Genomic DNA, 10,452 nt, shown 5'->3' with positions numbered 1-10,452 from the left:
TATCTGCACTGAAGCATTTTGCGAAGCTTCTTTCAGTTGTTTTGCCTGTTCAGGAGTAAGCGTAGCTTCGACTGGACGTTTAACAATGAATGAATATGAGCCTAATCTAATCCATCCATCATTTTGTTCAAAGCTCCCTGAAGAATCGCCCCACCAGCTATCGCCCTTATAAGTGATGTATGTTTCACCATCAAAGTTTTGATTATATGAAAAACTTACGGTATATCCCCCTTCTGGAAGCATAGCTGTTGCAATATCAATGTTTCTTGTAATATTTATCTCACCACGGTCTAACACCTCTACCCATGATCCTATAGATTTCCCGCTTGAATCTTTGAGCTGATAACTTAATCTTGCATATCCACTAGTTACGTTTCTTGTGCCATTACCTTCTTTTTTCTCGTAGTACGGACTTCTAGTTAATATGAATCTTGCGTTCTCATTGGAAAAGTCATAACCTTTATTCTCTATATCATAATCAAATTTAAAGTAGTAATACGAGGCGCCTATTGTCCCTGCAATTAATCGAACTTTTGCATCTATTGTTGTAGCTGCTAGTACATGATTTACATTTAGTAGCATACTTAATGCCAATAAACTGCAAAAAAATAACCGAATAGCTTTCTTTTTCACTTATTTCCCTCCTCATAAAATGGCGATTTTACGAAATACAAAATTGGAAAAAATACTAGGCAATATACCTGATATATTCTTCCTTTTTTCGTCGCTCCGTGATACGAGCATAAATCTGTGTTGTGCTAAGTTTTTCGTGGCCAAGAATTTCAGCAACAGAACTAATCTCCATTCCCTTATTTAGAAGGTGGGTCGCTAGTGTATGCCGTAACATATGAGGATGTAGTCGTTTATTTAAACCAGCTTTTTCACCAATTTTCTTTATTTCTGATTGAACAATCCGGGTACTTAGCGCTCTAGCCTTCCCCTTTCGTGGTGCAAACAAATACGGGCTATTATCGAGCCGAGTATTTAAGTATTTCTTTAAGTAATAGTGTGCGTTCACATGAAAGTATACGGTTCTCTCTTTTGCTCCTTTCCCTCGAACAATGACCGAACGATTGAGCCAGTCAATTTGGTCCAGCCGAATTTGTACCATCTCAGAAACACGGCAGCCTGTCTCAAATAAAAATTCAAGCATGCAACGCGCCCTCAAATTATCTCCAGCTGCTTCTCGAATACGTAACATCTCATCCATTGTGAGGTACCTAATTTGCTTTTTTTCCTCTTTGACACGTTTAATTTTACGCATCGGATTTTTTTGAATTATTTCTTCATCCATTAGGTAGGCAAAGAAAGATTTTAAAATACTGGTTTTTGTGGCAATCGTGGCGCGTTTTAAATGTTCAAAATGTCCTAAGTACAACTTGATATCTGCATCCGTAATATCCTGCAGTGGCTTATTTATATGCTTCTTAAATATTTGAAGTTCTAATGTATAATTTTTTAATGTGCCTGTAGAACAACCGGCAAGACGCTTATCAGCGATAAATTGCTCAATAGCAACCTGGTAGTCGTAGGACGCCTGCTTCTCATGCTCAGTCATTTTCTCGTTGATCAATTCAATAAAATCATGCACAGCTTCTTTATAGGCCGCCTCTCTTCTCTTTTCTGCTTTCTGAAGCATCTCCCCTAATACTTCCTCGTATATTTTTTTAATTTCCTTCATTCATTCTCCCTCCAATAATAGATAAATTGCACAAAACCATATTATATATAAGGCTTGTGAGATCACTATTGGAGGGATATGTTCTTCTTTTCTTTGAAAAAAAGCTATTTAGACGAGAGGCGAGAAGCCAAATCATGAATGGTTTTCACATAGGTTTCTGAATGATGATAGGCTAACAATGCCTTGTCTTTGTCCTTCAAGAACCCATGCTCTTTTAGGAAAAAGGCGCAAGCTCTGGCCCCATCCTGCACATTTCCTGGATCGCCTCCCATGCCATATACACGCCAAGCTTCAGGAGTAAAATTAAAATGTTCTGTTTGATTTTCCTTATTTTTGAGTTGGCCAAATCGCGTCTCTGCTCCATGTATAGCTGCGATATATGTCCATGGGATATCAAATTCTGCTCCTGCTTCCTTGTATATAGGTAAATAGCTCATTATTTTTAAACTGTTTAAAAGGTTAAAGGTGTAATTTTTATCATTAAAATTGACTGGATACCGGTAACCGGCTAGTTCCAATAGTTCCATTTCACCTTCTGGTGGCCTATATTCCAACGTCTGAATCCGAACATTTGATAAGGGTCCCTCAATCGCTGGTTTAGCCTGCATTTTCGCCCATTCTGCATTCTTTCTTGCTTCTTCTCTCACACTGTCCAATGACCGTTTCTCCTGTAGTATGAATGGAGCAATGACGGCTTCTTTAGTAGATGGTTCATCTATTATGTTTTTCAATTCTTTGATACTATGTTCCAATTGTAAATCTGATATTTGTTCTTCTGACGCCTTGCCCTGCGATATATACGGTCCTGGATCAACCGATTTTCCATTTACTCGTACCTCAAAGTGAAGATGGGGACCAGTGGATGTTCCTTTCGTCCCCATATCTGCTATGTGTTCCCCTGCCCGAACTTCCTTTCCTATCTGTACAAGTAGCCCTTTTGCATGGCCATACCAGGTTTCTACTCCATTCTGGTGTTCAATTTTAATCAGGGTACCGTATCCTGGCACTTCACTAGCAAATACCACTTTTCCGGATGCATACGCATAAATTGGTTCGCCCAGCTTTCCAGGGACATCGATGCCCTGGTGAAATTTCATATACCCGTTTGGATGCTGATACCATCCATATCCTTTTGACACGTTCAAGGATTGTACAGGGTTATGGGAATTTTCTTCTGCAGCTGCCGGTCCAGCAAAAGCTAAAGACAAAGAAAGACATGCTAAAGCCATTTTTACTTTTTTCATGTTCATCCTCCTATATTTTCAATGGATTCACCCTAAAGCGTACATAATGGCATAGAATCCTTTTATAATCCATGGAAGTAGCGAAGTGATATCGGCTACTTGATAGGCTGCTACTACCGTTAAAACTTTCAAAATGACATACTCTATCTTTCCGCCTGTCTCAAACGTTATAGGCAGCCTTATATCGAACGGTAGTGGCCAAAGTAGTCTTATGCCTTGATGTGTCATCATATCGCCTAATAGGTGGCTTAAAACACCTATCACAAGCCCAATTACAAAAGGCATAGGCAGCCAATATGGCAAGTATGTGTAAAGAAGCCATACGAACAACAAACTGTGTAAAGCTGTTCGGTGGCCAAATACTTTCGAGAATAACCAGGGCAGTACTGGTACACGTCTGGAGATCGCAGTACCTTTTTTATCGATATCCGGGAGAAGAGCACCTAAAAGAACAGCAGCTCCGTAAGTTTCAAAGCCAGGCGTTTGCATAGATAGCGAAGGTTCAGGAATATGGATGCCTAGCACCGGCAAATAAGGTAAAACAGCCAAACCGCATACACTTCCGAACGCTAAATGTGTTTTCTTGAGCATACTTTCATCCCTTCTTGAACCAGGAACCGATCCAGTTTCCCAGCTTCATTACACTTTCTTTGATACCATGCAACCATGAGAGGGCATCCGAATTAATCGCTGATGCGATCGCAACGATAACAAAGAAGCCAAGAATCATATATCCCCACTCGTTCTCTTCCCTCTCTTTTTCCCTTTCTCTTTCAATATCGTACAGGCGTTTTTCATCATCCCACATTTTTCATCCCCCCAGGCCAAAGAATCGAGCCACCCGCTTTCCCATCGATTCCGGAAATTCAAATTCTGTACTGCCATCTGACGTTAAATAAAGAACAGCTCGACGCTTTCCTGTTTTGAACTGATAGCTCTTTTCCTTCATTTTTCCGCGCTGAAGAAGACGTTGTATGTCCTTTTGTGTTATCGTTTGGCCAGCAATGGTACCGGCGATAAAAAATCGGCAGCCATCCTGCCGCCGGTTGCACATATAATAAGGTTTTTCTTTGCCTGTAATGTGAAGGACTTGCCCTTGCTTACATGCCGGGCAACTTCCCATTACAGCTGCTTTTGCTTTCACAATCGTCGGGTCCTTAAGTTTAGCTGCAGCCTGCACCATTTCCCGAACCGATTCCTGGATACCCCGTTCGAATTCGGCAACCGATAAAGTCCCTTTTTGAATTTCTTCCAGCTGTGTTTCCCATTGACCGGTGAGCTCCGCTGATGTAATCGGTGCATCTCCCAACTGTTCGATCAAAAAAAGTCCCTTTTCAGTAGGGACCAGGGACTTTCCTTCTAATGTGATGTATGCCTGTTTTTTCAGCTTCTCAATGGTTTCAGCTCTAGTGGCCGCCGTACCCAATCGGCAACGTTCCATCTCCTTAATAATGGCTGCTTCTGTATAACGAGAAGGTGGTTGTGTTGCTTCCTCCGTCCAACTAGCATCCACATTTATAACCGTTGGTACAATATCATCCGGAAGAGCTTCCGGCACCGCACCAAATACAGTACGCCATCCTGGTACTACCTTATATCCTTCCCGTGTGTAAAACCTCTCTCCTTTTACGATGGTTATGATATCGCGTACACGGTCCAATCCGGACTCATGATGAGCCGCAATAAATACACGGACAATATAATCATACAACGCTGCTTCTGCGCCCTCTATTTTCCCTCTCTGGCCCGTTGGGATAATGCCATGATGATCCGTAACAGGTCCCACATACCGGCTGTCTATGGCCAAATTACGGGGCGATGCCGGGACAATAGAATGATAACTTCCGGCCAGCTGCTGCAAAATAGAAGGAAAGCTTGCTGCTACATCGGGTGTAACCAGAGAGTCAGCCGTTCTAGGATAGGAAATCATCCCTTTTTCATACAGCACTTGTGCAATATCCGTAACCTGAGCAACAGTGAGTCCTAAACGTGTACTTGCTTGCCGTTGTAAATTCGTCAACGATAACAAAGTAGGAGGAAGAATCGTTTGCTCCTGCCACTGTATCTCTACTCGATCAACCGATTGACCTTTCACCTGGTCCACAATTTTTTCGGCTTGCTCCTGACTGGCCAAACGTGACGATCCGGTTTCCGGATCGGTCCATTTTCCTGAATAAACGTATCCGGCCTTGTCTTCAAAAATACCAAGGATTTCATAATAGATTTCCGGCTCAAATGTCTCTATTTCTTTTTCCCGGTCCACAATTTTCTTTAAAACTGGTGTCTGTACACGCCCTAGGGTGTAGGTAGGGGAAGAACTGTCATTGTATCGTAAGGCACATGTAACGGCCCGTGTTGCATTTAGGCCCACCGTCCAATCACTACGCGCACGAGCTGCAGCCGATTCATACAACCGATCATATGCTGCGGCCGGTTGCAGCTGCTTCATCCCCTCCAGAATGGCCGTTGTTGTAACGGAAGCGATCCATAGTCGTTCAGCTGGTTTTTTACAGCCACACTTTTCATATATCCAGCGTGCAATCAGCTCCCCTTCAGCACCAGCATCCGTTGCAAAAATAACCCGGTCCACATCGTTACGCTGCATTAATGATTTAACAATCGAAAATTGTTTTTTCGTTCGCTTATTGGCCACCAATTTCCACGAATCCGGCAACATCGGCAACTCATCCAGTTTCCAGCTCTTCCATGATGGATGATACGCCTCTGGAGGCGCCAGGGCTACCAGGTGGCCCACTGCCCAGGTTACGAGATAGTTTTCTACCTGCAGGTAGCCGTCTGCACGTGTTGGCCGTCCTAATGCCTTTGCGATTGCACGAGCAACCGATGGCTTTTCCGCAAGTATTAATGTAGGCACTGCCTCCCCTCCCTTCTATGCTCTTCTTCTTTCTACAAATCTTCGCCATAAATAAAAGGATAATGACAGGAATGTGATAATCTCAAATGTAATTATTACGTTGCCTGCCAAGCTAATAGATGCGATAAAGAATGACGGACCACCAACACCCATAAAAACTACAAATAGAACCTTATTTTTTAAACCTTTTATGGAAAACCGAAGAAGTAATACTATAGACAGGACAAAAAAACACACCATTAAAACAAGAAAAAAGTATAAGGTGTTATTAATTATTTCTAACTTTTTATCTTCTGGATACATAGCCGTATAACTTGCTAATTCTATATAGAATTCATACACACCATATAACGAAAATGAAAAAAAGAAGGCTATATATGCCTTCAATATTGTTGAAGAGGTGAACTTCATATTTCCTCCCTTTTTCTATCTATTTTGGCTCTTCGTAGAATCTACGCATAAATGCTGGATTGTGAAACCTGTCATTTTTGTTGAAAAGTTTTAAACGAGCGTAATCTCTCCTGCAGGACACTAATTTGAGCAGTTACACGCCTCATTTCATCTTTAATTTCAGCAGGTACACTTTTTTCATTTTCAAGAACTGTATTAGCCCAGGACATTTGGCAAGATGCGTTACCCATATGAGCCAATGACTGAAAGATAAAATCGTCCAGTTTACCGAGTTGTATGAATCCTTCGTAGTTCGGTTGATGCGCTTTGTAACTTCCGAACGCTGCCTTTTTGTTCATGCTTCAAATCCTCCTTTTATGGGCTGTTTTACGAAATCGTCGAATCACAAAGTGCTCCTAGACATTCATTTAATGACCATTTTGTAAATCTTGAAATATGAACCGTATTTCGAAACTTTATAACATTGACTTAGTTATTTAAAAGTATGAAATACTGCTGGAAAACCGAATCCTTTTGGTTTTCCACTTCATAATCGCATAGAGTAAATACTTTTTGTTTCCCCCTTAAATTATTAAAATAGTATTTGTGAATTTCTCCTATTACTGCATCCTGCGTTTCCTCATACAAAAAAAAGATTTTATTTTCCAAGGCGAATACCTTCGCATATTTCACCTCCAATTCTTCTGAGGAAAATTCACCGATTTGTGTAAGCTGAGGATAAAAAATAATTGATTCTAATTCAGAAACTAGGGCAGTTAATTCATTTAAAGAATTTTTAAATGTTGAACGAAATTTAATAGTATCACTCAAGGATTCCTGATAATCCCCCTCACCATAAACTCGCATCTTTTCAAATATTTCTGAAGGAAGTTTAGTATTAGCTTTTAATTCAAGTTCTAATGTTGAATACATCCCCATATGTTTTAGCCCCTCTCTTCGTAACTGGCAACTTCCCCCTGGTATTCATTTAATGGGCTGGGGGTCGCTACCATGTCCGTCCTCCGGCTTTTGGCTCCTTGTCAATCATTACAATTACCCTCTATTTTTTCTTGCTATTTTGTATCTATTACACGTGACATACCATTCAAATTCCCAACAATGAGGTAATGTGCCGGGTATTCTCGTTCATATACCTTCCCACTTGCATCTTTTGCTATGACTTTTGCATCGATGGCCATGTTTGGGGAATCACCAGGAAAGAAATGTGTACCCGCAAAGATGAAGCCACCCTTATCTGTGCAGCTCACTCGCTCTCCGTTACTGAATTCGATATCGACACTTGATGCACCGGGTGCAAACACTTCAAAACTAAAATTAAATCCCGCATACAATCGAACCGGCTTCGGTGTCGGCAATGGGGGATTCCCTCCAGGATTTCGTACAATATCCGTCGTAATCAATCGATCGACAAAGAGCGTTCGGTCATAAATTACGATGTCATGTAAAATCGGTGTCTTTGTTTTATCCTCGGTGGCCAAGACGGCACGTAGATATATTTCACTCACCGGTACCTGTAGATCAACCATCGATTCATTTTTTGCTTCCTGGAACGAAACACCGTCTGAAGAGATATAAAGCTTTACATCTGTTTTTTCCGGTGTTGTAGCTGTATATTTTATTCCAAAGCGTTGTAGTGGCTTTGGAAGCGTATATGCTGTACTTTCCCATTGTCGTGGAGTCAGGTATGTGGCCTTTATTTGCCCTAACCCGGTTAGTTTAGCTTGTTCTAGATACTCCGTACCATTAAACATATAACGGGATACTCCATCTGCATCTCGAACATACACAGCCCCTCCTTCTGTGGCCACAGCTGACACCGCACCGGTGTGGCTGAAACTCAAAAGTTCCATCCCGTAATGATAAGAGGAAACAACACCGTCTTTTACCGCCGTTAGAACATCTTGCGCCCTACTAGAAGGGCCTACCCCATCCAAAGAGTACAATGGATTCTTGAGGTATTCCTGGCCATCATAGGACAAGACATGTACATTCTTTTCATCATCCGTTATGACTAATTCTGATTCAGTTCCTCCAGTGAAATACAGAGGCTCTGTCTCCAACTCATATGTTTTTTTCTTTTCTCCCAATGAACTCCCTAACTCATCCGCTGTCCATATTTTATTTCGGTCAAACACGGATACACCGGATTCAGTGACAGCCAACGAGATCGCACTTTGAAAGCCGGAAAGCCGGTATGCTGGATTTTCAAGAAACTCCGCACCGGTGTACTGGAATCGAATAACGTCACCGCTTTCAGTCAAAACTACATGATCCCATCCGTTCGGTGCGAATTGTACACCGACAATTCCATCCCCTAATGTTCGTGATAAGGCTGCATCGTATTCAAATTGGCCGGACTGATTAATCCGATAGAACTTAATTTCATTTCCTTCTACTTGAATAAACGCATCATCTGTGGCATGAAAGCTTTGCAGGCCACTGACTTTCGGCAGCCGCACTTCACCGGCTTTCGTATCCACCGTTGCATTCGTTTTTTCTTCGTTTACATGTTTACGATCCGTAAATGTTTCTTTTAGAACTTCTTCATCCGGCGTATTGGCTGCAAAAGCAAATCCAGGAAGTAAACACAGCAGACATAAAAAGCAAAAGAGAACGCGCCGCATCATATCGTTTCTCCTAGCGCCGCGATATCTTCAATTTGCCATTTTCGATCCTCATACATCCGAGCAAATACAACCGCTTCTTGTATTTTGACTTTTCCGAATGTATTGATTGTGTATTTCACTTGATACAGCTGCTCATGCATACTACCAGCGATAAATTGAATATCCTGTACTTTGACCGTTGTTCCTTTCTGTCCTTTATTGGTGCCACGCAGGTATACACCATAATGGCTTCGGTCTTCCCCGCCAACACCCTGGATCGCCTCCTTAACCACCTTTTCAGCCTCGATGTTTCGAGCATCATCTTTAACACGTGTCAGGTAATCGATGCTTCCCAGGCGAAGAGATACAATTTTATGCTTTTGTATCACTGTTTTATAGCGTCGCCAATCATATAAACCACCTTTTTCAAGAACAACATCTGTTTCTAATACATACATATCTCTTGGGAGCTGCTGCACAACCGGGTTATCTATACTGACAACTCGGTATGCTTTATAGGATTCTGGAAGTAGAATCGGGAGCGATTGTTGAACAAACGGGCCGAGTGAATCAGCCGGTGCCTCTCGTTTAAACATCTTGGCCAAAACTTCATTATGCCAGGCAGTCATTTCTTTCTTTTGGACTGCCATATGCGCTTCTACCTGGGAACCGGAGGCTTGTACAACTACCTTTTCCTCATCTTTCATGTATATCCACCAATATGAAGCAAGACCAATAAAAATAGCGCCACATAGCGCAATGCCAATTGTTTTGCCTGAATCAATTACAGCCATTAAAAAACGTTTCATTCACTCACCTCCGTTTCCGGTTCCGTTTTTTCTTCCTCTTTTTCCTCTTCTTGAATAGGGTCTTTAATGCGAACCTCTTCTGTTTTCAATACAGGAAACCCATTTTGTACAAATCCAACCGCCACACCGTTTTCCTTAAAAAAATGCTCCTTCCCTCTCCATGTGAAGAGGGTGGGAGCATTATTTACTACAAAAATTTCATAATCCGAAAGCTGTTGGCCGTTTGCGACAAGCGTATTTTGGGCTAATTCTACAGCCCGAATCTCGTCAAGTTTAATAACCCCGGCTTCTGCCGTTGCTTCCTTGTCCCAGGCCATGGCCCCGGAACGACTTGCCAAAATAGCATTGAAACGATGATCTGAAATGGTAATTAGTGATATTCCTGCTTGACTTGTTACTGCGATAAACGTGGCCATCAACAGAATAATAAAGATGGATTTAATGGATGAACTCATTAACGTTCTCCTGTACGCATAATCGCCTTATTCTTAGGAATTACATCAACCAGCCCAATCGTTTTACCTATTTCGGCAAAGTAGGGGACATGTAATTCATATTGCAATGTGGCCAATTCCCCTAATGGAACTGGATCAGGATTTTCTATTACTTCAAATTCCATTCCCCGTTCGGCTGCCAGTTGTTGCGCCTCTGCAATGGTCTCAGGCGTCATATATCCATCCAGACGCACACTATCTGCAACATACACATCAATTCCGGTTCCTTGTGCAATTTGCACTGCATGTACCCAAAGCGTCAATCCCATCACCAAACAAATAATAATCATGATGCTTCCTAATGAGGAACCAACTGTCTCACCCACACAAAC

Annotated in this window: 12 protein-coding genes; all 12 read right to left on the bottom strand. The window is 41.8% G+C overall.

The genetic code is table 11. The features are described from left to right. Positions 1-633: hypothetical protein (locus tag HMPREF0083_RS28860; RefSeq protein WP_040304476.1), on the bottom strand; the 633-nt coding region annotated here is incomplete at its 3' end. 55 nt (positions 634-688) lie between these two features. Continuing rightward, on the bottom strand, positions 689-1,681 hold the full coding sequence (gene xerA / locus HMPREF0083_RS22390; RefSeq protein ID WP_021624140.1) for a site-specific tyrosine recombinase/integron integrase: 993 nt from the start codon (positions 1,679-1,681) through the stop codon (positions 689-691). A gap of 104 nt (positions 1,682-1,785) precedes the next feature. Continuing rightward, positions 1,786-2,925, bottom strand: coding sequence for a peptidoglycan DD-metalloendopeptidase family protein (locus HMPREF0083_RS26650; protein WP_051354761.1), 1,140 nt, complete (start codon positions 2,923-2,925; stop codon positions 1,786-1,788). 27 nt (positions 2,926-2,952) lie between these two features. Beyond that, the gene (locus HMPREF0083_RS22380; RefSeq protein ID WP_021624138.1) at positions 2,953-3,516 is read right to left on the bottom strand and encodes a metal-dependent hydrolase; all 564 of its coding nucleotides are present in this window, start codon (positions 3,514-3,516) and stop codon (positions 2,953-2,955) included. A 4-nt stretch (positions 3,517-3,520) separates the two neighbouring features. Continuing rightward, positions 3,521-3,733 (bottom strand): hypothetical protein, encoded by a 213-nt coding sequence (locus tag HMPREF0083_RS22375; RefSeq protein WP_021624137.1) that lies wholly within the window; start codon positions 3,731-3,733, stop codon positions 3,521-3,523. Positions 3,734-3,736: 3 nt separating this feature from the next. Continuing rightward, positions 3,737-5,800: a type IA DNA topoisomerase gene (locus HMPREF0083_RS22370; protein ID WP_021624136.1), complete on the bottom strand. Its 2,064-nt coding sequence runs from the start codon at positions 5,798-5,800 to the stop codon at positions 3,737-3,739. A 482-nt stretch (positions 5,801-6,282) separates the two neighbouring features. Next, entirely contained in the window at positions 6,283-6,549 is a 267-nt protein-coding gene (locus HMPREF0083_RS22360) for a hypothetical protein (protein WP_021624134.1), read from the bottom strand. A gap of 130 nt (positions 6,550-6,679) precedes the next feature. Then, positions 6,680-7,129, bottom strand: a complete 450-nt coding sequence (locus HMPREF0083_RS22355) for a hypothetical protein (RefSeq protein WP_021624133.1) — start codon at positions 7,127-7,129, stop codon at positions 6,680-6,682. 134 nt (positions 7,130-7,263) lie between these two features. Next, the gene (locus HMPREF0083_RS22350) at positions 7,264-8,838 is read right to left on the bottom strand and encodes a hypothetical protein (RefSeq protein WP_021624132.1); all 1,575 of its coding nucleotides are present in this window, start codon (positions 8,836-8,838) and stop codon (positions 7,264-7,266) included. Then, positions 8,835-9,626, bottom strand: coding sequence for a hypothetical protein (locus HMPREF0083_RS22345; protein ID WP_021624131.1), 792 nt, complete (start codon positions 9,624-9,626; stop codon positions 8,835-8,837). The genes HMPREF0083_RS22350 and HMPREF0083_RS22345 overlap by 4 nt, the downstream gene beginning before the upstream one ends. After that, positions 9,623-10,081, bottom strand: coding sequence for a hypothetical protein (locus tag HMPREF0083_RS22340; protein WP_021624130.1), 459 nt, complete (start codon positions 10,079-10,081; stop codon positions 9,623-9,625). The genes HMPREF0083_RS22345 and HMPREF0083_RS22340 overlap by 4 nt, the downstream gene beginning before the upstream one ends. Continuing rightward, positions 10,081-10,446 carry a hypothetical protein gene (locus HMPREF0083_RS22335; RefSeq protein ID WP_040304474.1) on the bottom strand — a complete coding sequence of 122 codons (366 nt, stop codon included), beginning with the start codon at positions 10,444-10,446 and terminating at the stop codon, positions 10,081-10,083. Before HMPREF0083_RS22335 ends, HMPREF0083_RS22340 begins: the two co-directional genes overlap by 1 nt. Positions 10,447-10,452: the final 6 nt, after the last annotated feature.

Origin of the sequence: Aneurinibacillus aneurinilyticus ATCC 12856 (genome assembly GCF_000466385.1) — a bacterium.
GTDB lineage: Bacteria > Bacillota > Bacilli > Aneurinibacillales > Aneurinibacillaceae > Aneurinibacillus > Aneurinibacillus aneurinilyticus.
This window is presented reverse-complemented; position numbering and strand designations above follow the sequence as displayed.

Coding starts and splice junctions, on each gene's coding strand:
- xerA (WP_021624140.1), bottom strand. CDS start 1,681: ATGAAGGAAATTAAAAAAATATACGAGGAAGTATTAGGGGAGATGCTT.
- HMPREF0083_RS26650 (WP_051354761.1), bottom strand. CDS start 2,925: ATGAAAAAAGTAAAAATGGCTTTAGCATGTCTTTCTTTGTCTTTAGCT.
- HMPREF0083_RS22380 (WP_021624138.1), bottom strand. CDS start 3,516: ATGCTCAAGAAAACACATTTAGCGTTCGGAAGTGTATGCGGTTTGGCT.
- HMPREF0083_RS22375 (WP_021624137.1), bottom strand. CDS start 3,733: ATGTGGGATGATGAAAAACGCCTGTACGATATTGAAAGAGAAAGGGAA.
- HMPREF0083_RS22360 (WP_021624134.1), bottom strand. CDS start 6,549: ATGAACAAAAAGGCAGCGTTCGGAAGTTACAAAGCGCATCAACCGAAC.
- HMPREF0083_RS22355 (WP_021624133.1), bottom strand. CDS start 7,129: ATGGGGATGTATTCAACATTAGAACTTGAATTAAAAGCTAATACTAAA.
- HMPREF0083_RS22350 (WP_021624132.1), bottom strand. CDS start 8,838: ATGATGCGGCGCGTTCTCTTTTGCTTTTTATGTCTGCTGTGTTTACTT.
- HMPREF0083_RS22345 (WP_021624131.1), bottom strand. CDS start 9,626: ATGAAACGTTTTTTAATGGCTGTAATTGATTCAGGCAAAACAATTGGC.
- HMPREF0083_RS22340 (WP_021624130.1), bottom strand. CDS start 10,081: ATGAGTTCATCCATTAAATCCATCTTTATTATTCTGTTGATGGCCACG.